This is a genomic window from Mycobacterium sp. (assembly GCF_025933915.1).
GTDB lineage: Bacteria > Actinomycetota > Actinomycetes > Mycobacteriales > Mycobacteriaceae > Mycobacterium.
Map to the genome: position 1 here is coordinate 25,132 of NZ_JAICZA010000004.1, position 21,026 is coordinate 46,157.

The 21,026-nt window shown below is 66.2% G+C and carries 21 protein-coding genes; 10 read left to right on the forward strand and 11 right to left on the reverse strand.

Annotated features, from left to right (window positions below; all coding sequences use genetic code 11):
* Positions 1-44 precede the first annotated feature (44 nt).
* Positions 45-1,061, reverse strand: a complete 1,017-nt coding sequence (locus tag Q0W90_RS01085) for a dihydrodipicolinate synthase family protein (RefSeq protein WP_297772729.1) — start codon at positions 1,059-1,061, stop codon at positions 45-47.
* 43 nt (positions 1,062-1,104) lie between these two features.
* Positions 1,105-1,902 (reverse strand): SDR family oxidoreductase, encoded by a 798-nt coding sequence (locus tag Q0W90_RS01090; protein WP_297698007.1) that lies wholly within the window; start codon positions 1,900-1,902, stop codon positions 1,105-1,107.
* Positions 1,903-2,094: 192 nt separating this feature from the next.
* On the opposite strand from Q0W90_RS01090, the gene Q0W90_RS01095 reads away from it, so the two are divergent.
* Positions 2,095-2,895, forward strand: a complete 801-nt coding sequence (locus Q0W90_RS01095; protein WP_297594615.1) for a TetR family transcriptional regulator — start codon at positions 2,095-2,097, stop codon at positions 2,893-2,895.
* Between the two features lie 18 nt (positions 2,896-2,913).
* Here Q0W90_RS01095 and Q0W90_RS01100 read toward each other — a convergent pair whose 3' ends face one another.
* Together Q0W90_RS01100 and Q0W90_RS01105 are read right to left on the reverse strand one after the other, a co-directional pair.
* Positions 2,914-3,810 (reverse strand): enoyl-CoA hydratase/isomerase family protein, encoded by an 897-nt coding sequence (locus Q0W90_RS01100; protein ID WP_297594609.1) that lies wholly within the window; start codon positions 3,808-3,810, stop codon positions 2,914-2,916.
* Positions 3,807-4,496: a hypothetical protein gene (locus Q0W90_RS01105; RefSeq protein WP_297698006.1), complete on the reverse strand. Its 690-nt coding sequence runs from the start codon at positions 4,494-4,496 to the stop codon at positions 3,807-3,809. The genes Q0W90_RS01100 and Q0W90_RS01105 overlap by 4 nt, the downstream gene beginning before the upstream one ends.
* Positions 4,497-4,722: 226 nt before the next feature.
* Here Q0W90_RS01105 and Q0W90_RS01110 point away from each other — a divergent pair, with 226 nt between their 5' ends.
* From Q0W90_RS01110 to Q0W90_RS01135, 6 genes are all read left to right on the forward strand, one after another.
* Positions 4,723-5,544 carry an enoyl-CoA hydratase-related protein gene (locus tag Q0W90_RS01110; protein WP_297698004.1) on the forward strand — a complete coding sequence of 274 codons (822 nt, stop codon included), beginning with the start codon at positions 4,723-4,725 and terminating at the stop codon, positions 5,542-5,544.
* 104 nt (positions 5,545-5,648) lie between these two features.
* Entirely contained in the window at positions 5,649-6,461 is an 813-nt protein-coding gene (locus tag Q0W90_RS01115) for an enoyl-CoA hydratase/isomerase family protein (protein ID WP_297594603.1), read from the forward strand.
* On the forward strand, positions 6,452-7,258 hold the full coding sequence (locus Q0W90_RS01120; RefSeq protein ID WP_297594672.1) for an enoyl-CoA hydratase/isomerase family protein: 807 nt from the start codon (positions 6,452-6,454) through the stop codon (positions 7,256-7,258). Before Q0W90_RS01115 ends, Q0W90_RS01120 begins: the two co-directional genes overlap by 10 nt.
* Positions 7,258-8,727 carry an AMP-binding protein gene (locus Q0W90_RS01125; protein ID WP_297772731.1) on the forward strand — a complete coding sequence of 490 codons (1,470 nt, stop codon included), beginning with the start codon at positions 7,258-7,260 and terminating at the stop codon, positions 8,725-8,727. Before Q0W90_RS01120 ends, Q0W90_RS01125 begins: the two co-directional genes overlap by 1 nt.
* Entirely contained in the window at positions 8,717-10,288 is a 1,572-nt protein-coding gene (locus tag Q0W90_RS01130; RefSeq protein ID WP_297698000.1) for a class I adenylate-forming enzyme family protein, read from the forward strand. The genes Q0W90_RS01125 and Q0W90_RS01130 overlap by 11 nt, the downstream gene beginning before the upstream one ends.
* Positions 10,281-11,804 (forward strand): class I adenylate-forming enzyme family protein, encoded by a 1,524-nt coding sequence (locus Q0W90_RS01135; RefSeq protein ID WP_297772733.1) that lies wholly within the window; start codon positions 10,281-10,283, stop codon positions 11,802-11,804. Before Q0W90_RS01130 ends, Q0W90_RS01135 begins: the two co-directional genes overlap by 8 nt.
* 2 nt (positions 11,805-11,806) lie before the next feature.
* On the opposite strand, the gene Q0W90_RS01140 is transcribed toward Q0W90_RS01135, so the two are convergent.
* The 6 genes from Q0W90_RS01140 to fabG form a co-directional block, all read right to left on the reverse strand.
* A complete protein-coding gene (locus Q0W90_RS01140; protein WP_297594595.1) occupies positions 11,807-12,169 on the reverse strand; it encodes a hypothetical protein in 363 nt (120 codons plus the stop codon).
* A 73-nt stretch (positions 12,170-12,242) separates the two neighbouring features.
* Entirely contained in the window at positions 12,243-12,917 is a 675-nt protein-coding gene (locus tag Q0W90_RS01145) for a GntR family transcriptional regulator (protein WP_297594593.1), read from the reverse strand.
* 4 nt (positions 12,918-12,921) lie between these two features.
* Entirely contained in the window at positions 12,922-14,115 is a 1,194-nt protein-coding gene (locus Q0W90_RS01150; protein ID WP_297772735.1) for an acyl-CoA dehydrogenase family protein, read from the reverse strand.
* A gap of 16 nt (positions 14,116-14,131) precedes the next feature.
* The gene (locus Q0W90_RS01155; protein WP_297594589.1) at positions 14,132-15,328 is read right to left on the reverse strand and encodes a CoA transferase; all 1,197 of its coding nucleotides are present in this window, start codon (positions 15,326-15,328) and stop codon (positions 14,132-14,134) included.
* On the reverse strand, positions 15,325-16,542 hold the full coding sequence (locus Q0W90_RS01160; RefSeq protein ID WP_297594587.1) for an acetyl-CoA C-acetyltransferase: 1,218 nt from the start codon (positions 16,540-16,542) through the stop codon (positions 15,325-15,327). Before Q0W90_RS01160 ends, Q0W90_RS01155 begins: the two co-directional genes overlap by 4 nt.
* A 33-nt stretch (positions 16,543-16,575) precedes the next feature.
* Positions 16,576-17,325, reverse strand: coding sequence for a 3-oxoacyl-ACP reductase FabG (gene fabG, locus Q0W90_RS01165; protein WP_297594585.1), 750 nt, complete (start codon positions 17,323-17,325; stop codon positions 16,576-16,578).
* Between the two features lie 113 nt (positions 17,326-17,438).
* Between fabG and Q0W90_RS01170 the strand changes: the two genes are divergently transcribed.
* From Q0W90_RS01170 to Q0W90_RS01180, 3 genes are read left to right on the forward strand one after another with little or no spacing between them, the layout of a single operon-like run.
* The gene (locus Q0W90_RS01170) at positions 17,439-18,632 is read left to right on the forward strand and encodes an acyl-CoA dehydrogenase family protein (RefSeq protein WP_297772738.1); all 1,194 of its coding nucleotides are present in this window, start codon (positions 17,439-17,441) and stop codon (positions 18,630-18,632) included.
* The gene (locus tag Q0W90_RS01175) at positions 18,632-19,453 is read left to right on the forward strand and encodes a mycofactocin-coupled SDR family oxidoreductase (RefSeq protein WP_297594581.1); all 822 of its coding nucleotides are present in this window, start codon (positions 18,632-18,634) and stop codon (positions 19,451-19,453) included. The genes Q0W90_RS01170 and Q0W90_RS01175 overlap by 1 nt, the downstream gene beginning before the upstream one ends.
* A gap of 52 nt (positions 19,454-19,505) precedes the next feature.
* Positions 19,506-19,934 (forward strand): pyridoxamine 5'-phosphate oxidase family protein, encoded by a 429-nt coding sequence (locus Q0W90_RS01180; protein WP_297594579.1) that lies wholly within the window; start codon positions 19,506-19,508, stop codon positions 19,932-19,934.
* A gap of 4 nt (positions 19,935-19,938) precedes the next feature.
* On the opposite strand, the gene Q0W90_RS01185 is transcribed toward Q0W90_RS01180, so the two are convergent.
* Positions 19,939-21,015 carry a phosphotransferase gene (locus tag Q0W90_RS01185; protein WP_297697985.1) on the reverse strand — a complete coding sequence of 359 codons (1,077 nt, stop codon included), beginning with the start codon at positions 21,013-21,015 and terminating at the stop codon, positions 19,939-19,941.
* Between the last annotated feature and the right edge of the window lie 11 nt (positions 21,016-21,026).

Consider the following 21,026-nt stretch of genomic DNA (forward strand, 5'->3'; position numbering starts at 1 on the left):
CGGGCCCGGTTACCCACCGGGCCCGCTTCGCTATGTAATCCGTTCTACTGCAACACCGTTTGGATCAAACCCAGCCGTTGGTAGGCGTTCTCGATCTGGGCCCTTGCCTCGGCGGGCAGCTCGGCTTGCGGGGGGCGAGAGTGCGGATACGCGCCGATCGGCAGCCCCAGCAACGAGGCGGCGTACTTGAAGGCGCCACCCCAGTGGGTGAAGTAGTCCGCCCGTCCCGGGTAGCACGTCCACCACGATCCGACGTCGAGGTCGAACTGATCGAGCCCGGACTCGCGCCCGTAGTCCATGGCCTCGACGAGCTTGTCGCTGAGCACCAAATCCCAGTACTCGGAGAACAATCGGCGCTCCGGCGTCTCGAACAGGTAGCCCGCGGTACCCAGTTGCGCCGGGCACACGATCCCGTCGCGCAGCCATCCGGCCCGATACACCGTCCTGTCGCATTCCCACACCGCAAGACCGGGTGCCAGCTCATGCAGCATGCGGCTGCTCGCCGGCCGGAAGGCGCCCTCCTTGGTGGCGCACACCGCGGGCACCTCGTTATAGACCCGTGCGCTCTCGGCCGGGGTCAACACGTAGCCCGACGACGGCGAATTGAACATGCCCAAAGCGATGTTCGTGCGCGCAGCCACGTATTGGAAAAAGCGCAGCACGCCTTCGCCGCCGTGGGCCTCCATCATCGGCGTTTGGATGTAAACGATGTCAGCGCCGGCCCCCTGGGCGTGCAACGTCAAATCCACACAGTCCTTCGCCGACATGGCCGCCGTGCATGCCTGCACCACCACACCGGGGTTGATGCCGCGCGCCTCCTCGACCGCCACCTCCAGCAGGCGTTTGCGCTCGTCGAGGGTCAGCGACCAGAACTCGGCGATGCCACTGGTGCACCACAACATCGGGTGCCCGAGATCGCCGACGCAGTAGCGCACCAGCACCCGGTAGGCGTCCCAGTCGATGTCGTCGCCGTCGGTGCCGCAGAACGGGGTGTAGAGGGAATCACCGATCCCCCGCAATGCGCCGGGCGCCCACGCGCGCGCCTCTGCTGCCGTAGCCACAGTCGACTCCTTCTGTCTGCCAATCGATTTCTTCGGCCTGTCCTCAGGTGAAGTCCGAACCGCCGTCGACGTTGATGTTGGCTCCGGTCATGTAGGAGTTGCGCCGCGAGGCGAGGAACGCCGCGACCGGGCCGATTTCTTCCGGAAGGCCCGCGCGCGGCATGTGCGCGGGATGACCGAAATGCTTACCGATGGCCTCCATCAGGGCATAGGGATCGTGGCCGTCGACGCCCACCGAATCCGCCCAGCCGACCAGTGATTCCGACGCAATGCTGCCTGGGGATACCACGTTGACCAAGATCTCGTCCTTGGCCAGCAACAGGGACAGGTTCTTTGAAACGCTCGTCAGCATCGATTTCGCCGCCGTGTAGGCGGGCAGCATGACACTTTGCCGCTGAGTCGAGTGCGCCGAGAAGTTGACGATCCGCGCCCATTGCGCCTTGCGCAGCAGCGGAAGCGCCGCACGCACGCAGCGCACCATGCCCAGCACCCCGTCTTCGACGGATTGACGCCATTGGTCGTCGGTCAGATCCTCGAAAGTGCCCGCAGCGCCCGGCCCCACCGTGATGACCAGAGCGTTGAGTTCGCCGTCCCAGCGCCGGGAAAGCTCGCCGAACACCTCGTCGACCGCGGCGTCGTCCCCGATGTCAGCCGCGAGTCCGAGTGCGTCCGGGCTACCACGCTGGGTGAGATCGGTCACCGCGGAGTCGAGCGCGTCGCGGCTACGGCCGACCACCGCGACTCGGGCGCCCTCATCGGCAAGGCAGCGGGCGGTGGCCAAGCCCATACCGCGACTGCCGCCGACCACCAGCGCGGTGGCATTCGCCAGCCCTAGATCCATTGCGTAATCCGTAGCCCTAACCTGGTCATTTTCGCCTGTCCAGCCGATTTACCAAAAAGCCTACGATAGGTATTACAGTAGCAGAGGGAAAATACGACACGTAAGCGTATACGCAGGTCAGAACAGAAGAGCCGGTAAATTCGACTTTACCGGCAGTAAGGCTGCCAGACCGCATGCACGAAACTGATTTTGATGGAGGTGCCCGTAGTGGCAAAACAGGCAACCGCCGATAAACGCCAGCGACGCGAACGCGGGTCCATCAATCCCGACGACATCATCAGCGGCGCATTCGAACTCGCGGAGCAGGTGTCGATCGACAACTTGAGCATGCCGTTGCTCGGCAAACATCTCGGCGTCGGTGTGACGAGCATCTACTGGTACTTCCGCAAGAAGGACGACCTGCTCAACGCGATGACCGACCGCGCGCTGAGCAAGTACGTGTTCGCCACCCCCTATGTCGAAGCCAGCGACTGGCGAGAGACCCTGCGCAACCACGCGCGCTTGATGCGTAAGACGTTCATGGGTAACCCCATTCTGTGCGACCTGATTCTGATTCGGGCGGCCCTGTCCCCGAAGGCGGCGCGGATGGGCGCACAGGAGATGGAAGCGGCGGTTTCCAATCTGGTGCAGGCCGGCCTGTCGCCGGAGGATGCGTTCGACACCTATTCGGCGGTTTCGGTTCACGTCCGTGGATCCGTGGTGCTGCAACGGCTTTACGAAAAGAACCAATCGTCGGATCTGGGCCCCCGCGCCATCGAGGACGCCGTGGCCATCGATCCCGAAAAGACCCCGCTCCTTGCGCAAGTGACCCGCATAGGACATCGGATCGGGGCGCCGGACGAAACCAACTTCGAGTACGGGCTCACCTGCATCCTCGATCACGCCAGCCGGCTGATCGACGAGAGCAACGGGGCGAAAGGCAAGGCGGGGGCAAGCCGGCAGCGCAAGACGTCGACCGCGCGAGGGCGGTCCAAGGCGCCGGCGAATCGCTAGCCGTATCCGAAACGCTTGTCACACCTCGGGTTCCGGTACGTGGAAGTGCTCATCGCGTAGCCGGAAGGCCTCCTTGGCGCCGTGCTGTGCGCGGGTTTTGACGAAGTTGAACTCACCCGGCCCGAATTGCAGGTTGGTGCCGTAGGCGTGGAACAGATAGCTGGCGACCTCCTCGCCCTGGTACGCCTGGCTCTGCTCGACAAGCCGGAATGCCTCTTTGGCGATGACGACCCCGTCGGCCGGCATCTTCGCCGCCTTCTCGGCCCAGTAGCGCGCCCGAGCCGTCACCGAGCCGGGATCGCAGGTGTCCGTGAAGATTCCGAGGTGTTCGATCTCGCCCGCTTCGATGATGTCACCGGTCAACAGCAGGCGCCGGGCCAGCACCGGCCCGAGCCGGTGAAAGAACATGTGCAAGCTGCCCAGGGCCGGGCCGAGGAAGCGGGTCGCCGGCATGCCGATCCGGGTGTCGCGCGCGATGACCGAGATGTCGGTCATCAACGCCATCTCGAAGCCGCCGCCGAGCGCGTAGCCGGCGATCTCCCCCACCGTCACCTTCGGGAAGCCCATGAGGTTGTGATAGAAGCCAAAAGACTTGCGGTCCACGGTGAGTCGCCGACGCTGACTCGGACGGCGTTTGGCGGCCGCGTCATCGGACGCCGTGGCCCTGTCGCCGTACCACCCGTAGGCATTGTTCATGTCGGCGCCGGTGGAAAAGACCCCCTCGGCTCCGCGCAGTAACACCACCGTGATGTCGTCGTCTTCGGCGACCCGATCCAGACAACGGGCGACGGCCTCGCGCATGGTGGCGTCGTAGGAGTTGCGTTGTTGGGGATTGTTCAGCGTGATGGTCGCGATGCGTCGCTCGGGATCGATGTCAAAAAGCACACGATCGTCAGAGGTGCTCGAAACGCTCATTTATCGGACTCCTTTCGGCGCCTGCCGAACCGCGATCCGGCAAGCTTCTCCGGCCGTGACGCCAACGTGTCGACCTCGCCCGTACACAGCACTTCGTCGTCGAGCAGCAGGCGCGCGGTCGACGTGATGCCCTGTTCGCCCTCGGATCGGGTGATGTCGAATCCCAGCCCCGTCAACAGCGGGGTGGGCCTGCGGAAGGTCACGGCCAAGGATCGGGTTTTGCCGGAAAGACCGGTGACGCAATTGTGGTGCTGGATGACGCAGTCGAAGAAGACGCCCAGGAACCCGCCATGCACCAGTCCCGGCGGCCCTTCGTATATCAGCGGGAAGTCGACGCGTCCCAGGGCTTTCTCGGAGTCGAGTTGGGTGAACCGGTACTCGGGAAAGCACGGGTTGTAGGCGCCGATGTCGGTCGCGTGGTTGAGGTAGACGCGCCGGGGATCGTCGGGCATCTCGCCGATGCGCGGCGCGTTGTCCGCCGGCGCGGCGGCGGACAGCTCGCTCTCCCACTCGGCGAACCTCTCCAGCATCGAGTCCACCGCGCGGTGCGGATGCTCGAGGGACACCAGCAGTGAGCTGATGCGGCGCATGGCGGCGGCGGCGGCCACGGTCTGAGCCAGCGGCGCTTCGCCGAATCTGGCGTCGTCGCTGCGCGTCGACGCGGCGTGCCCCTCCGGCAAGGTCATAGGCGCCACTCCTCCTCATCGCTTCGCTCTGCATCGTCGCCGACGACACGATCGGCGCCGCTCCTCCTCATCGCTTGCGCTCTGCATCGTCGTCGGCGCGGGCCGTGATTTCCTCTTTCACCTGAGATGTTTCGCAGGCAGCGTATCCTTGCTAACTTATACAGCGTATCAATCGTATTGCCTACTGTATGGGTAACCGTATCGGCGGAGAAAGGCCGGGGCGACGGTGAGTCAGGGGGCCGACACGGCCGGAGCCGAGGGTTCGGTAACAGTGCACCGAGACGGTGCGGTGTTACTGATGACGCTCGATCGTCCATCCCGGCGTAACTCGTTGACACAGTTGATGATCGGGGCATTGGTCGAGTCGCTGACCGACGCCGCCTCCGATGATTCGCTACGTGCCGTGCACATCCGGGGCGCCGGAGACGATTTCTGCGCCGGCGCCGACTGGGTGGCCGCCAACGATCCCGGCGGGCAACGCCCCCGCACCGGTGATCTGGTGCGCCGGATTCCCCACGCCGCCCACCGCGTGATCGAACTCGTCGCCAGCATTCAGCTGCCGGTGGTGTGCAGCGTGCGGGGATGGGCCGTGGGATTCGGCTGCAACCTCGCGTTGGCCGCTGACTTCACCGTGGCCGCCGGCGATGCGGTGTTCTGGGAACCTTTCATCGACCGCGGCTTCAGCCCGGACTCGGGATCCACCTGGCTGCTGCCCCGGCTCGTCGGCGTGGCGCGGGCCCGGCGAATGCTGCTGCTCGGTGAGAAGGTGGGCGGGCACGACGCGGCCGACTGGGGACTGATTCACCAGGCGGTAAACGGCCCCGAACTCGACCACACCGCCGAGGAGTTGGTGGGCCGGCTGGCCTCCGGCCCGACGGCGGCGATCGGGCTGGCCAAGCAGGCCCTGAACTTCGGCCAGCATGCATCGCTGAACCAATCGCTGAGCCAGGAGTTGTTCAACCTGGAGTTATCTTGCCGGACAGGTGATTTCAAGGAGGGTCTGGAGGCCTTCCGGCAGCGACGGGATCCGGATTTTCGTGGACGCTAGCTCCTGGGCGCCGAGTGTGGGCGCTACGCACCGGAATTGTCTCAACTCCGTCCATATCCCCCACGCTCGTGGGGTGCACCGGGCGCCATACGAAGGGATGATCGATGCCCACTGATTCGTTCGACACCATCAAGTACGAGGTCGACGGGCACACCGCGACCATCACCCTGAACCGCCCGGATGCGCTCAACGCGCTCAGCCCGCACATGATCACCGAACTGCGGGCCGCCTACGACGAGGCCGAAAACGACGACAGCGTCTGGCTCACCATCGTTACCGGCACCGGCCGCGCGTTCTGTACCGGCGCCGACGTCAAAGAAATTCCCGAAGACGGCAAGGTGATCTACGAGCGGCCATACCTGTCGACATACGACCAATGGGAGGCGCCGCAGGAAGGGACGCCGCCCTTTCGCACGACGGCCAAGCCGGTGCTGACCGCGGTGAACGGCATCTGCTGTGGCGCCGGCATGGATTGGGTCACGACGACAGACATCGTCATCGCGTCCGAGCAGGCGACCTTTTTCGATCCGCACGTCAGCATCGGGCTGGTGGCCGGCCGCGAGTTGGTGCGGGTGTCCCGCGTGTTACCCCGCTCGGTCACGCTGCGGATGGCCTTGATGGGCAAGCACGAGCGGATGAGCGCCGAGCGCGCCTACGAGCTCGGGCTGATCAGTGAAGTCGTCGAGCACGACCGTCTGCTGGACCGCGCCCACGAGATCGCCGACATCGTCAATTCCAATGCGCCGCTGGCTGTCCGGGGCACCCGGCTCGCCATCCTCAAGGGCCTGAATGTGCCGCTGCACGAGGCGGAGATACTCGCCGAAACGTTTCGCGAGCGGGTGCTGCGAACCGAGGATGCGGCCGAGGGCCCCCGGGCGTTTGTCGAAAAGCGCAAACCGAATTGGCAGTGCCGGTGAGCAAGCCGATGAAGTTCGAGACCATCCTGCTCGAGGTCGACGCCGCCGACCACGTCGCCACCATCACACTGAATCGGCCCGAGCGGTTGAACGCGTTCAACCGCACCATGTGTGAGGAGATGGCCCGCGCCTGGCACGCGGTCAAGCTCGACGAGTCGGTGCACGCGGTGGTGCTGCGAGCCGCCGGCGACCGTGCGTTCAGCACCGGACTGGACATCAAGGAGTCCTACGGGCAGCCCGAAAACGTCTGGAACCACGAAGATCCCGGCGAAGCCCTGAGCCCCAAGTGGCAGAAGATGTGGAAACCCGTGGTCTGCGCGGTCCAGGGCATGTGCACGGCCGGCGCGTTCTACTTCATCAACGAATCCGACGTGGTCATCTGTTCGGACGACGCCACATTTTTCGACTCCCACGTATCGGCCGGCCTGGTCTGCGCCCTGGAACCGATCGGGCTGATGCGGCGCGTCGGCCTCGGGGACACGTTGCGTATTGCGCTGATGGGCAACGACGAGCGGGTCAGCGCCGACACCGCGCTGCGGATCGGATTGGTCTCCGAGATCGTCTCTTCCGATCAGCTCTGGAGCCGGGCCCATGAGATCGCGGCGACCATCGCCGCCAAGCCGCCGACGGCGACTCAGGGCACGGTGAAAGCGATTTGGGAATCGCTGGACAAGCCGTACCGCGCGGCCCTGGAACAGGGCCTCATCTACACGCGGCTGGGAAACCCGCTGGGCACCGCGGAACTGGCCGCGCAGCAGGTCCCCGGCGGCGCCACGCGCACACCGACGGTCCGCTGATGGCGCAACATGCGCTCATCCAGCGCGTCGCCGATGTGCTCGACCTACAGCCGGACTCGCACGCCATCGAGTTTGGCGGCCAATGGATCTCGTGGGCTCAGGTCAGCACCCTGGCTCGGCGAATCGCCGGCCTCACCGCGGGCACCGAAGTCGGGATGCTGCTGCGCAACCGGCCGGGGCACGTGGCGGCCTTTCTGGGCGTGCTGCTGGGCGGCGGAACCGTCGTGGTCATCAACCCCTCTCGTGGCGACGAGCGCACCAAGGCCGACATCGCCCGGCTACAGCTTCCCCTGATCGTTGGCGAGCGCGTCGATCTGGCGGCACTGGTGGCCGCGGGCACCCCGACCGCCGCGATTGCGGGCCCGCTTGACGACGTCGACGTGTCTGAACAACCCCGCACCGGACCGGCCCCGCCGACCGGTGTCGCGGTGCGCATGTTGACCAGTGGCACGACAGGGCCGCCCAAGCGAATCGACCTGAGCTACGACATGCTGGCGCGCAGTGTGATGGGCGCCGAACCCGAGCGCACACCGGCACCCACCGAGCTGCGGCGCGGCGTCGCGATCGTGAACTCGCCGCTGGTGCACATCGGTGGCGTATTCCGTGTGCTGCAATGCATCACCGAGGCCAGACCGTTCGTGCTGTTGGAACGATTCGAGCTCAACGCATGGGCCGAGGCGGTGCGCAAGCACCGGCCCCGCGCGGCGTCGCTGGTACCGGCGGCCCTGCGCACCGTCTTGCACTCCGATGTGCCGCGCGCCGATCTGGAAAGTCTGCGCGCCGTCACCTGCGGCACGGCGCCGCTGTCTGCCGACGACGCCGACGCCTTCACCGAGAAGTACGGCATCCCGGTACTGACCTCTTATGCCGCAACCGAGTTCGGTGGCGGCGTGGCGGGCTGGACCCTTCCCGACTACCAGCGGTACTGGGGAACCAAACGGGGCAGCGTCGGCCGGGCCAATCCGGGCGCTCAGCTGCGGGTGGTCGCCGAGGACGGAACACCGCTGGGCCCCGGCGAAGTCGGACTGCTGGAGGTCAAGCCGGGCCAGCTGGGACCGGCCGCGCAATGGATGCGCACCACGGATATGGCGCGCATCGACGCCGACGGCTTCCTGTGGATCGTCGGACGCGCCGACCGGGCGATCATCCGCGGCGGGTTCAAGGTGATGCCCGACGACGTTCGCGCCGCGCTGGAGAGCCACCCCGCGGTGGCGGGCGCGGCGGTGGTCGCCCGGCCCGACGAGCGGCTCGGCGAAACGCCGGTCGCCATGGTCGAACTGCGCGAGCCGTCTGCTGTCGACGCCGATGCGCTGGTGGCGTATCTGCGAGAGCGCCTGGCGCGCTACGAGATTCCCACCGAGATCGCAGTCGTCGACACCATTCCGCGAACACCGTCGGGCAAGGCCGATCTCGGCGCGATCCAGGACTACTTCCGCGAGCCCGCGGCGCCGCGCAACCATGCGCTCTGATTCCTTGACGGTCGCCGCGGCGTTGCGACATCAGGCCCGACTGCGCGGGGATCACCCGCTTCTGGTCTGCGACGGTGACCGCATCGGATATGGCGAAGCCGATCGCCGCTCGGCCGAGCTCGCCCGCGGTCTGATGGCCCTCGGCGCCGGCAAGGGAACCCATGTCGGACTCCTGCATCCGAACGGACCTGACTTCGTCGTCGGCATGCTGGCGGCGGCGCGGATCGGGGCCGTGGTGGTCCCGTTCTCGACTTTCGTCACCGCCCGCGAACTGCGCGAGCAGCTGGTCGACAGCGACGTCGAAATCCTGTTGAGCGCTGAATCTTATCGGTCCCACGACTATGCACAGCGCCTGTCCGAAATTCTTCCGGAGGCCGATTTCGCGTCCGGCGATCGGTTGTTTTGTGCGGCGGCGCCGCAATTGCGCCACGTGGCGTTCACTCACGAGGCGGTGTGCACGCTGGCCGGCACCATCGACCCGACGGTGCCGCCGGCGATGGAAGACGATGTCTGCGACAGCGATCCGCTGGCCATCGTCTACACGTCCGGATCGACCAGCGCGCCCAAAGGGGTGGTGCACACGCATGGCGCGCTGTTGGGACATCAGCGGAACCTCAACGCGATCCGCGGCCTGACCGCTTCGGACAAGCTGTTCTGCAATTCGCCGTTCTTCTGGATCGGCGGGTTCGCGTTCGGCCTGCTCGCCACCCTGATGGCCGGATCGACCCTGGTGTGCTCCAACGCCACCTCCGATACCGACGGGGCCGCGGCGACACTCGACCTGCTGGAGGCCGAAAAACCCACCATGACCAACGGGTTCGCGGCCGGGATCGCTCACCTGGCCGACCACCCGAGCTACGCCGCGCGTGATCTGTCGTCGATGCGGCGCGGCAACCTCTACCCGATCATGTCCCCCGACACCCGACCGGCCGACCCGGAGCTCAGGCACAACATGCTCGGCATGACCGAGGCCGGCGGCGTCGTACTGATCGACGGGGACGAATCCGACCAACCCGAAACGCGGCGGGGATCATTCGGCAAGCCCGCCCCCGGGTTTGAGTCGATGCTCGTCGACACCGACACCGGGAAAGGCGTTGCCGTCGGCGAGGTGGGCGAACTCTGCATCCGCGGGCCGTACCTGATGCAGGGCTATTACAAACGCAGTCGCGAGGAGTGCTTCGACGCCGACGGCTGGTTCCACACAGGTGATTTGGTGCGCACAGATGCCGACGGATTCGTCTATTTCGTTGGCCGGCTGAGCACAATGATCAAAACGGCGGGAGCCAACGTGTCGGCGGCCGAGGTGGAGAGGGCCATCGCCAGGATCACCGGCGCGGAGGCCCACGTGGTGGGCGTCCCCGACACCCAACGAGGAGAGCTGGTTGCCGCGGTGGTCGTCCAACCGGATTTCGACGAAGCCACGGTGCGTGAACGGCTCAAAGGGGAGCTGTCGTCGTACAAGATTCCCAGGCGGTTCGTCGCCCTTGCGCGAGCAGACGTACCACTGCTGTCCAGCGGCAAGGTCGACAGGCAGCGACTGAGAAGGCTCTTCGATGCCTAGCACCATCGATCAATTGGTGAGGTTTCGGGCCAAGAACGACGCGGACACACCGATGGTGATCGATCCCACCTCCCGGGTCACCTACCGCGAACTCGACTCGACCACACGCGAATTGGCTGCGGCATTCGTCGAGGCCGGCGTAAGCAAGGGCACTCGGGTGGGATTGATCATGCCCAACGGCACCCGCTGGGTACAGGTCGCCATCGCGCTGACCCGCATCGGCGCTGTTCTGGTCCCGCTGAGCACGCTGCTGCAGGCCGGCGAGCTCGTCGCGCAGCTGCGTGTCGCCGCCGTCCAGTTCCTGGTAAGCGTCGAGGAATTCCGCGGCCATCGCTATCTCGACGACCTGCAGACGCTGCGACGATCCGAACGTCCGGCGTTACAACAGGTTTGGTCGATCGACCAGCTCGACAACGCCCCCGTGAGTGACCGGGCCCGGCAGATCATCGACGCGATGACCGACACGGTCACCCCCGCCGACCCGCTGGTCATCATGTTCACCTCGGGCAGCAGCGGATCGCCCAAGGGCGTCCTGCACTCCCATGGCAACGCGCTGGGCGCCGTGCAGTCGGGGCTGGCGGCGCGGTGCATCACCGCCGAAACCCGCCTGTATCTGCCGATGCCATTCTTCTGGGTGGGCGGGTTCGGCAGCGGAATCCTGTCGGTTCTGCTGGCCGGCGCCACCCTGGTGACCGAAGAAATCCCCCGTCCCGAAACCACCCTGCGCCTACTGGAGCGCGAACGGGTCACGCTGTTTCGCGGCTGGCCCGATCAGGCCGAGGCACTGGCGCGGCATGCAATCTCGGTCGGCGTGGATCTCTCGGCGCTGCGACCGGGAAGCCTGGAAGCCCTGCTGCCCCCCGAGCAGCGGGCCCAGCCGGGTGCCCGGGCGACGCTGTTCGGCATGACCGAGGCATTCGGGCCCTACAGCGGCTACCCCGCCGACACCGACCTGCCCGCCACGGCCTGGGGCAGTTGCGGAAAGCCGTTTCCAGGCATGGAAGTCCGCATCGTCGATCCCGAAAACGGTGAGCCCGTCGCGGCAGGAACGGCCGGCATGATCCAGATCCGCGGACCGCACACGCTGCGAGGCATCTGCGGGCGCAGCCGCGAAGAGCTGTTCACCGCCGACGGCTTTTACCCCACCGGTGACCTCGGCCAACTCGACGAGAATGGATTCCTGTTCTATCACGGGCGATCCGACGACATGTTCAAAGTCAGCGGTGCGACCGTCTACCCCAGCGAGGTCGAGCGCGCGCTGTGCAGCATCGACGGCGTCGACAATGCCTTCGTCACCAACGTGCCGGGAACCGCGGGCGAACGGGTCGGCGCGGCGGTAGTGTGCGGTGACGCGTTCACCGCCGAGCGACTTCACGCGTCGGCCCGAAAGCTGCTGAGCGCGTTCAAGATACCTACGGTGTGGCTGATGCTGGACTCCGACGACGATGTGCCGCGCGGTGGCACCGGAAAGGTCGACGTGCGCCGGCTGCGGGAGATATTGGCCGACGCGAACTAGCCCTAGGGGACCCTCGTCCAGGGTTGACAGTTCTGCGACTCGAAGGCCTTGACCGCGGAATTGATGTTCGCGTACATCGGACCGATGGAGGTGTTCGTCTGGAGCACATGGTCCTTGTTCGCATCGGGTGTGCTGTAGGTGAACCACGAGCACATCGAGTCCTGGGTCGGCACATTGTTGATCCAGACGCCGAAGGCCGAACCCGAACCGCCCGTGTGGTACAGGCCCGGTGCGATATCAGGCCCCACGACAAAAACACCATTGCCCGGGATCGGGTCGACCTGGTCGGCGAGGGCCGGCGGCGCGAGGACGGTGGCGGTCGCAATCGCAACGAATACGGCCGATGCGCGACGCGTTGCGGGCATCTTGTTCTCTCCGTTCGTTGCCCACCCTGATCGCAGCGTAGGCCCGACCCGGCTGTGCGACAAGAGATGGCTGCTATTCCTCCACCACCACGCCGCGGGCGACGAGGTGATCGATCAGCGGCACCGCGCCGGCAGCGAGATGCTCCGACATCGCGGCGCGCGCCAGCTTGTCGTCGCGCTTTTTCAGCGCGGACAGGATCCGCCGATGGTCCCTCATCGACTGCTCGGGCCAGCCCTCGATGGCCGGAAACACCGATTCGGGTGCATACCGGGTGATTTGCGACATCAGCTGCGCCAGCTTCGGCGAATCGGCGGCAATGTTGATGGCCCGGTGAAATTCGTGATTCAGGCCGACGGTGTGCTCGTGCTCATCACCGGCATACGCATTCTCCAACTGCGCCTGGATCTCCTTGAGCTCGCGTAATTGGTCGTCGGTGATGTTGACCGCGGCCCGCGCGGCCAGCTCACCGCCCACATGCGCCTGCACATTCGCCACGTCGGTGACATCACGTCCGGTGACCGGCAACACCACGAAACCCCGGCGCGGCTGCTGGGCGATCAAGCCTTCGGCGCGCAGCGCGAACAACGCCTCACGCACCGGAGTGACGCTGATCCCGAGTTCCGCGGCCAGCTGATCCAGCCGAACATATGAGTCGGCGGCATAGCTGCCGTCGAAGATCCTGCTGCGGATCAAGCGCGCGACGTCCTCGGAAAGTTGAGGCCGCGCAGCGAAATCCGGAACGCTCATCGTTTCACACCTGGTATTCGGCGAGCAGTCGCTTGCTGATGATGTTCTTCTGGATCTCGCTGGTTCCCTCGCCGATCAGCAGGAACGGCGCGTCACGCATCAACCGCTCGATCTCGTATTCCTTGGAATAACCGTAGCCGCCGTGGATCCGGAAGCTCTGCTGGGTGACCTCGCTGCAATACTCGCTGCACAGGTACTTGGCCATCCCGGCGGCGACGTCGTTGCGCTCCCCCGAGTCCTTCAGCCGCGCCGCATTCACCATCATCAGGTGTGCCGCTTCGACTTTGGTCGCCATCTCAGCCAACTGGAAGGCGATGGCCTGGTGCTCGGCGATCGGCTTGCCGAAGGTCTCGCGTTGTTGCGCGTAGCGCACCGCGAGCTCGAACGCGCGAATCCCGACCCCGCACGCGCGCGCCGACACGTTGACCCGGCCGACCTCGATGCCGTCCATCATCTGGAAAAAGCCCTGCCCCGCCGTCCCGCCGAGAACGTCATCGGCACTGGCCTGGTAGCCGTCGAAAATCAGCTCGGTGGTGTCGATGCCCTTGTAGCCCAGCTTGTCGATCTTGCCCGGAATGCGCAGGCCGGAAACGACTTCGCCGAAGCCCACCGGCTTCTCGACGAGGAACGCGGTCAGGTTGCGGTGCGGCTTGTCCGAGCCCTCGTCCGTGCGCACCAGCGCCGCCACCAGCGTCGAGGTGCCGCCGTTGGTCAGCCACATCTTCTGGCCATCGATGGTGTAGGCGCCATCCGCGTTGCGCCGGGCCCGGGTCCGGATCGCGGCGACGTCCGAGCCCAGCTCGGGCTCCGACATCGAGAAGGCGCCGCGCGTCTCGCCGGTCGCCATGCGGGGCAGGACGCGTTGCTTCTGCTCGTCGGTGCCGTGCTGGCGCAGCATGTACGCCACGATGAAATGGGTGTTGAGCACCCCGGACACGCTCATCCACCCGCGCGAAAGCTCTTCGACGCACAGCGCGTAGGTCAACAGCGATTCGCCCAGGCCGCCATACTCCTCGGGGATCATCAGCCCGAACAGGCCCATGTTGCGCATCTGGTCGACGATGGCCTGCGGGTAGGTGTCGGCGCGTTCCAGCCCGGCCGCGTTGGGGATGACTTCCTTCTCGACGAATTGCCGTACGGTGGCAATGATTTCGGTCTGGACTTCGGTCAATCCGAGCGTCTGGGCGAGTTTGGTCATGGTTCCCTCCGGCTGCTCACCTGGCGATGGTCTTCGCGTTCGCCAGACGCTCGATGTCGACGGCGGTCAGCCCCAAACGCGCAAGGACGTCGGCGGTGTCTTGTCCCAAGGCGGGTGCGGGCGCGCTAGCGGGATGGGTGCCGTCGATCGCGGCCGGCAGGCCGGGCGCGAAGTAGTCCCCGATGCCCGGTTGCCGCAATCGCGAAAACAGCGGATTGTCAGTGACTTTCGGTCCCGAAGCGACCTCGGCGAAGGTGCGGTAGCGCTCGAACAGCACCGTGGTGTTCGACAGCGCGGCGGTGATCTCGTCGGCGCTGTGATCGGTGAACCAGGTGGCGAACAGGCCGGATAGCACGTCCCGGTATCGGTACCGGTCCCCTTCCGACGCGAAGTCGACCCCCAGCGCCTCGGCGAGCACCGACACCGCGGCGTGAGTGCCCGTGACCTCGACCAGATCGCGAAAGTGCCGTTTGGTGAGGGTGACGACCATGAACCGGGCGCCGTCACGACTGGTGAAGTCCTGCCCGTACTGGCCGTAGATGGCATTGCCCAGCCGTTCGCGTTGTGTCCCAGTGACCTGCGGCTCGGTGAGCAACCCCAGATTGGCGGCGGTGGCCAGCGCGACGTCCTCCAACGCCAGGCTGATCCGGCTCCCCGCCCCGGACTGGTCACGGCGACGGACGGCGGTGACGACGGACAGCGCGGCGTACAGTCCGCAGCAGAGGTCCCAGGCCGGCAAGACGTGATTGATCGGACCGGCATGATCGGCCGGGCCCGTGACGAGCGGATAGCCGAGACCGGCGTTGACCGTGTAGTCCACCCCGGTGGAGCCGTCGCCGCGACCGAGCAACTGGACGTGGATCACGTCGGGGCGCGTGGCCGCCAAGAGCTCATGGCTGAGCCAGGGCAGGACGGCGTTGGTGACGACGATGCCGTCGCCCTCGACGATCAGCCGCTGGACGAGTTCTTGGCCGTCGGCGGAGCGCAGATCGATGGTGGCCGAACGCTTTCCCTTGTTCAGGCCGGTCCAATAGATCGAGGTGCCGTCCGCCGCCAGCGGCCACCGTTGCACGTCGGAGGCGCCACCGATCGGGTCGACCCGGATCACCTCCGCGCCAAGCTGACTCAGCGTCATGCCGCACAGGGGCGCGGCGACGAAACTGGACACCTCGATGACGGTGACGCCGTTCAGAGGCAACCCGGGATCGGTCATCGCGATGCGACCCGCTCGAAGACGGCGGCGAGGCCCTGGCCGCCACCGATGCACATGGTCTCCAACCCGTAGCGCGCCTGCCGGCGACCCAGCTCGCGCGCCAGCGTGGCCAGCATCCGTCCGCCCGTTGCGCCGACCGGGTGGCCCAGCGAGATCCCCGACCCGTGCACATTGGTCCGCTCATGGTCGGCGGCCCCGAAATTCCATTCCCGCAGCACCGCAAGCGCTTGCGCGGCAAAGGCTTCGTTGAGCTCGATGAGGTCGATGTCAGAAAGTGCTAAGCCGGCCCTGGACAGCGCCACCTCGGTCGCGGGGACCGGCCCGATGCCCATGACGTTGGGCGCGACCCCCGCCACCCCCCAGGACACCAGGCGCACCAACGGCGTCAGGCCGTATTCGTCGGCTTTCTCCGGGGTGGTCACCACACACATCGAGGCCGCGTCATTCTGCCCGCTGGAGTTACCGGCCGTGACCGTTGCCTCCGGATCCTCCTTCAGCAGAACGGGTTTGAGCTTGCCCAACGACTCCACTGACGTGTCCGCGCGTGGGTGTTCATCAGTGTCGATGACTTCCTCGCCGTTGCGCGTGGGAACGGCGACCGGAATGATCTCCTCAGCGAGGACGCCATCTTTCTGCGCGGCCACCGCGCGCCGGTGCGACCGGACCGCGAGCTCGTCCTGCTCTTGGCGCGAAATGCCGTACTGGCGGCGCAAATTCTCGGCCGTCTCCAGCATGCCACCGGGTACCGGGTAGTGCCGGCCGCCGGCAGTGGTGCGTCCCCGCGCCAGCCCGTCGTGCACCCGGACGCCGCCGCGGGCCCCGCCCCAGCGCATATCGGTGGAGTAGAAGGCGACGTTGCTCATGCTTTCGCAGCCCCCGGCGACGACGAGATCGTGGTCGCCGTTGCCCACTTGCAGGCACGCCTGGATCACCGCTTGCAGGCCCGACCCGCAACGGCGGTCGACCTGCATGCCGGGGACCGTCACCGGCAGGCCGGAATCGAGCGCCACCACACGCCCGATCGCCGGCGCATCGCTGTTGGGATAGCAGTGGCCGAGGATCACGTCGTGCACGGCGTCGGGCGCCAGCCCGGTTCGCTCGAGCAACCCCTTCAGGGCAGTGACACCGAGGTCGACGGCGGAAAGCGCCTTGAACATTCCGCCGTAGCGGCCGATCGGAGTCCGCACCGGCTCACAGATGACGGCTTCACGCATGGCAACTCCTGTCTTGACGCCGAGCGCTGGTTGTCACAGGTGTCGGCCGCCGGTGATCTCCATGACAGTGCCGGTCATGTACGACGACAGGTCGGAGGCCAGGAACAACGCCACGCTGGCGACTTCGCTGGGCTCACCGGCCCGGCCCATCGGCACCTCGGCGACCTTCGAATCCCAAATGCGCTGTGGCATGGCCTCTGTCATGGCGGAGCGGATCAAACCGGGGGCGATCGCGTTGACTCGCACGCCCAAATAGGCCAGCTCTTTGGCGGCCGCCTTGGTCATCCCGACGATGCCGGCCTTGGCCGCCGAGTAGTTGGTCTGGCCGACCATGCCGACCTTCCCCGACACCGAGGACATGTTGATGATGGCGCCGCGCTTGTTTTCCCGCATGATGGCGGCGGCCAGCCGGGTGCCGTTCCAGGTCCCCTTCAGATGGACGTTGATGACCTGATCGAATTGCTCCTCGGTCATCTTGCGCATCGTGGCGTCCCGGGTGATCCCGGCGTTGTTCACCATGATGTCCAGGCCGCCGAAACGCTCGACCGCGGTCTGGATCAGGGCTTCGACGTCGGACGACCGCGTGACATCGCAGCGGACCGCGATCGCGACGTCATCACCACCCAACTGCTTGGCCACCACTTGGGTTTCCTCGAGATTGACGTCGCCGAGCACGACTCTCGCCCCCTCGGCGACGAAGCGCTCCGCGATGGCCAGACCCAGTCCTTGCGCTCCGCCCGTGATTACCGCGGTCTGATCTGCCAACAACGACACCTGGATCACACATCCTTCTCTGTTATCGCCAACATCGGGCACCCACAAAGCAAATATCATATTTGATATAGGATCCTGCCCTGAACCGGGGTGCCCCGGATCGGGAGAGGAGCATGGAGCCAATGGCCGCCGCCGAATTCGCCGAAGTCTCCGAGGAGGACTTCCGCGAGATCCTGGCTCAGACAAGGCAATTCGTCCGCAGCGCGGTCGTACCCCGCGAGCAGGAGATCCTCGACGCCGATCGCGTCCCCGACGATCTACGCGACGAGGCCAAGAGAATGGGCCTGTTCGGCTATGCGATCCCCCAGGATTGGGGCGGTCTCGGCCTCAATCTCGTGCAAGACGTCGAGCTGGCGATGGAGCTGGGCTACACGTCACTGGCGCTGCGCTCGATGTTCGGCACCAACAACGGCATCGCCGGACAGGTTCTGGTCGGGTTCGGCACCGACCAACAGAAGTCGCGCTGGCTCGAGGCGATCGCGTCCGGCGACGTCGTCGCCTCCTTCGCGCTGACCGAACCCGGCGCCGGATCGAACCCGGCAGGCCTGCGCACCAAAGCCGCTCGCGACGGCGATAATTGGGTGATCTCCGGCCAGAAGCGCTTCATCACCAACGCGCCCGTCGCCAACCTTTTCGTGGTGTTCGCCCGCACCCGGCCGGCCGACGACAAGGGACCCGGGATCGCGGTCTTTTTGGTTCCGGCGGATGCGGCCGGGGTGCAGGTGGGCGCCAAGGACGCCAAGATGGGTCAGGAAGGCGCATGGACCGCCGACGTCAGCTTCAACGACGTCCGGGTGGACGGCGGCGCGCTGATCGGCGGCAACGAAGACATCGGTTATCGGGCGGCGATGACCTCGCTGGCTCGGGGGCGGGTGCACATCGCCGCCCTCGCGGTGGGCGCCGCGCAGCGCGCGCTCGATGAATCCGTCGCGTATGCCGCCACCGCGACGCAGGGCGGGGCGCCGATCGGAAGCTTTCAGTTGGTGCAGGCGATGCTCGCCGACCAGCAGGCCGGGGTGATGGCCGGCCGTGCACTGGTGCGCGACGCGGCGCGGCAGTGGGTCACCGATCAAGACCGCAGGATCGCCCCGTCGGCGGCCAAGCTGTTCTGCACGGAAATGGCCGGCAAGGTAGCCGATCTCGCGGTGCAGATACACGGCGGCAGCGGCTACATGCGTGGCGTTCCGGTCGAACGCATCTACCGCGACGTGCGCCTGCTGCGGCTCTACGAGGGCACCAGCGAAATTCAGCGTTTGATCATCGGCTCGAACCTGGTCAAGGCGGCGGGGCGGGCTACCACAACGAAGGAGCGTTAATGAGCGGCAAGCTTGCCGGAAAAGTGGCATTCATCACCGGCGCGGCACGCGGCCAGGGCCGGGCGCATGCGGTGCGCATGGCGCGAGAAGGCGCCGACATCATCGCCGTCGACATCGCCGGCAAGCTTCCGTCCTGCGTTCCCTACGACCCGGCGAGTCCGGACGACCTGAGCGAAACGGTTCGCCTGGTTGAAGAAGCGAACCGCCGCATCATCGCCTCGGTCGTGGATACCCGCGACTTCGACGGCCTGCGAAAGATCGTCGACGCCGGTGTCGCCGCGCTAGGGCGCCTGGACATCATCGTCGCCAACGCCGGGGTCGCGGCACCGCAGGCGTGGGACGACATCACGCCGGAAGACTTTCGCGACGTCATGGACATCAACGTGACCGGCACCTGGAACACCGTGATGGCCGGGGCGGACAAGATCATCGAAGGCGGCCGCGGCGGCTCCATCATCCTGATCAGTTCCGCTGCCGGTATGAAGATGCAGCCGTTCATGATTCACTACACCGCTAGTAAGCACGCCGTCACCGGGCTGGCGCGGGCCTTCGCCGCCGAGCTGGGTAAGCATTCGATCCGGGTGAACAGTGTTCATCCCGGACCGGTGAATACACCGATGGGATCGGGCGACATGGTCACGGCGGTGGGCAAGACGATGGAAACCAACCCGCAGCTCTCCCACGTCCTCACGCCGTTCCTGCCGGACTGGGTCGCCGAGCCGGAGGAGATCGCCGATACCGTGTGCTGGCTGGCCAGCGACGAGTCGCGCAAGGTCACCGCCGCGCAGATCCCGGTCGATCAGGGCTCGACGCAGTACTAGGTGTACTGACCACCCGGGAATAGATCGTCGGGCATCCGCGCTGTCAGGCCACATGAAAGCCTTCACCGAAACCGAGCGTCAGGAGTTCCTGGCCGCCAAGCACGTCGGCGTGCTGTCCGTCGCGGCGACCGACGGCCGGCCGCCGGCCAGTGTCCCGATCTGGTACGACTACACGCCGGGCGGCAACATCCGGATCATGACCGGGCCGTCCAGTCGCAAGGCGCGGCTCATCGAGCGGTCCGGGGTGGTGACGCTGGTCGTCCAGCGCGAGGAGCCGCCGTATCAGTACGTCGTGGTCGAGGGCGCGGTGGTCGACACCACCAACCCTGCCCCGGCCGACGTGCAGGAAGCCATCGCCATTCGCTACCTCGGCGAGGAAGGCGGGCGTGCGTTCGTCCGCAGCATGGAAGGCGCCGAGGAGGCGCTGTTCACCATCCGGCCGGATCGTTGGCTGAGCGCCGACTTCACCGGCGACCTCTGAGGTCTCAGCCGATCAGCTCCAGCGTGCCCAGCTCGCGGATCGCCTGGCAGCCGCGGCTGAGCATGGCCAGCACCATGTCGTCGCCACGCTCGGTCGCGGCGGCGAACGCGAACCCCAGCGCCGAGATCAGTGGCGCTTGCAACACCCCGAGCCGGTAATCACGCCAACATGTTTCGTGGTCGTAGTCGCTGACCCCGCCGGCCGTCAGCGAGCGATGGTAGTCGGTGACCAGCTCTTCTTCGATGCCGGCGCGCAGCTGCGAATTGAGGCTGGTTGCGGTGAAGTAGGCGAGATCTCGGGTCGGCAAACCCACGCCGAGCGTCTGCCAGTCGACCACGCTGACGCTGGTTCGGTCCGGATCGAACAGCAGGTTGTCCAGACGGTAGTCGCCGTGCAGCAACGCGAACCGGTCGTACTCGGACAACAACCACGGTGTGATCAAACCCATTGCCGCGCTGAAGGTATCGCGGTCTTCGGCGCTCATGCGGTCGCCCAGCTTCTCCAACGTGATGTCGGCGCTCATCTTCGCCACTTCGCCCATGCCGCCCGCACCGGCCTCATCCGGCCGGCCAAACGCGATGCCGGGGAAATCAAGCCAGACGGGGTCGCACCAGCTGGGCGCGTGCAGACCGGCCAGCGCGTTAACCGCAAGGCGCGCTTCGGCTTCACCGCAGCCGATGAGCTGATCGCCCTGCACCGCAGGCGCTTGATCAGCGAGCAGCAGGGCGAAATCCATTGCGTCCTCGGTGATCTCGGAGTAGAAACATTGCGGCGTCGGCACCTGTACCCGATCCGCCACCGAGGAATAGAACGCGCATTCGCTGCGATAGCCGATGACCACCCGGTCGCGCACGGTGTCGTCCTGGGCCGGCAGTTTGATCACAAACGTCTGCGGCAGGTCACCGGGATCCGTCGCATAGCGGGCGGTCACCCGGTAGGTGGCCCCGGTCTGCCCGGTGCCGATCGCGACCACGTCCACGTCGGCGACCTCGACGGCCGCGCCGCGCCCACTGAGCGCGGCCGACAACCAGGCCGGGGTCACGTCGCCGGGATAACGCGGTATCGACAGCACAGCACTCATAAGCAGCACGC

Coding starts and splice junctions, on each gene's coding strand:
- Q0W90_RS01090 (WP_297698007.1), bottom strand. CDS start 1,902: ATGGATCTAGGGCTGGCGAATGCCACCGCGCTGGTGGTCGGCGGCAGT.
- Q0W90_RS01095 (WP_297594615.1), top strand. CDS start 2,095: ATGGAGGTGCCCGTAGTGGCAAAACAGGCAACCGCCGATAAACGCCAG.
- Q0W90_RS01100 (WP_297594609.1), bottom strand. CDS start 3,810: ATGAGCGTTTCGAGCACCTCTGACGATCGTGTGCTTTTTGACATCGAT.
- Q0W90_RS01105 (WP_297698006.1), bottom strand. CDS start 4,496: ATGACCTTGCCGGAGGGGCACGCCGCGTCGACGCGCAGCGACGACGCC.
- Q0W90_RS01115 (WP_297594603.1), top strand. CDS start 5,649: ATGCCCACTGATTCGTTCGACACCATCAAGTACGAGGTCGACGGGCAC.
- Q0W90_RS01125 (WP_297772731.1), top strand. CDS start 7,258: ATGGCGCAACATGCGCTCATCCAGCGCGTCGCCGATGTGCTCGACCTA.
- Q0W90_RS01130 (WP_297698000.1), top strand. CDS start 8,717: ATGCGCTCTGATTCCTTGACGGTCGCCGCGGCGTTGCGACATCAGGCC.
- Q0W90_RS01135 (WP_297772733.1), top strand. CDS start 10,281: ATGCCTAGCACCATCGATCAATTGGTGAGGTTTCGGGCCAAGAACGAC.
- Q0W90_RS01140 (WP_297594595.1), bottom strand. CDS start 12,169: ATGCCCGCAACGCGTCGCGCATCGGCCGTATTCGTTGCGATTGCGACC.
- Q0W90_RS01145 (WP_297594593.1), bottom strand. CDS start 12,917: ATGAGCGTTCCGGATTTCGCTGCGCGGCCTCAACTTTCCGAGGACGTC.
- Q0W90_RS01150 (WP_297772735.1), bottom strand. CDS start 14,115: ATGACCAAACTCGCCCAGACGCTCGGATTGACCGAAGTCCAGACCGAA.
- Q0W90_RS01155 (WP_297594589.1), bottom strand. CDS start 15,328: ATGACCGATCCCGGGTTGCCTCTGAACGGCGTCACCGTCATCGAGGTG.
- Q0W90_RS01160 (WP_297594587.1), bottom strand. CDS start 16,542: ATGCGTGAAGCCGTCATCTGTGAGCCGGTGCGGACTCCGATCGGCCGC.
- Q0W90_RS01170 (WP_297772738.1), top strand. CDS start 17,439: ATGGCCGCCGCCGAATTCGCCGAAGTCTCCGAGGAGGACTTCCGCGAG.
- Q0W90_RS01175 (WP_297594581.1), top strand. CDS start 18,632: ATGAGCGGCAAGCTTGCCGGAAAAGTGGCATTCATCACCGGCGCGGCA.
- Q0W90_RS01180 (WP_297594579.1), top strand. CDS start 19,506: ATGAAAGCCTTCACCGAAACCGAGCGTCAGGAGTTCCTGGCCGCCAAG.
- Q0W90_RS01185 (WP_297697985.1), bottom strand. CDS start 21,015: ATGAGTGCTGTGCTGTCGATACCGCGTTATCCCGGCGACGTGACCCCG.